Source organism: Flavobacterium enshiense (assembly GCF_040750275.1).
GTDB lineage: Bacteria > Bacteroidota > Bacteroidia > Flavobacteriales > Flavobacteriaceae > Flavobacterium > Flavobacterium enshiense_B.
The window spans coordinates 1-821 of record NZ_JBDOCV010000031.1 but is presented as its reverse complement, the minus strand read 5'-3'; the positions used below and the strand labels follow the sequence as shown (position 1 = coordinate 821).

General features: G+C 47.4%; 1 pseudogene. It reads right to left on the bottom strand.

The window, feature by feature from the left end:
* A pseudogene (locus tag ABGT15_RS14670) lies at positions 1-821 on the bottom strand (hypothetical protein); the annotation flags it as partial.

The following is an 821-nucleotide window of genomic DNA, read 5'->3' as shown; positions in this document are numbered from 1 at the left end:
CAATACTACTGATTGTTGGTATTGAAGGAATAACATTAATTACAAGAGTCCCTATAGCTGTAGCTGCTGGTGGACAACCTCCTGTAGTGGTTACTGTATAATTAAACGTACCTGAAGCCGTTGGTGTACCACTAATGGTGAACACTCCGCCTGCATAACTTCCTGTTACACCTGCCGGTAACCCAACAACAGTAGCTCCCGTTGCATTGGTTACACTATACGTAATAGCAGCGATACCAACATTCTGACATAGCGTTTGGTTGGTTGTTCCCCCTGCCGAAGTAAGCGTAATAGCAGGTACTGCAGTAATAGTTATATCAAAAGTACTGCTTCCTGCAGCTCCACAAGCCGAAGCTGGGAAATTATAAGTCACCGTGTATGTTCCCGCTGTACTCGCTACCAGATCAATCTCTCCCGTAGCGTTACTTACAAAAACCAATCCTGCAGTGGAAGAATAAGTCCCTCCTGCAGTGAATCCCGCAACTCCTGTCGGAGTTGGGTTTGATGCACTCTGACACACTGGTGTTGGATAACTGAATCCAGTAACAGGGACGATAGTAGATGTTACTGTGATAGTACCCGTAGCCGTAGCTGCCGGTGCACATCCGCCTGTAGTCGTTACCGTGTAGTTGAACGTTCCTGATGCTGTCGGTGTTCCACTGATTGTTACAGTGTTCCCCGCCCATGATCCTGTTACTCCTGCTGGCAATCCTGTTACCGTAGCGCCGGTAGCACCAGTAGTGGTCATCGTAATATCTGTAATCGCTGTGTTGATGCACACCGTTTGGTTAGAACCTGCCGTGATTGTATTTTGCGGATTG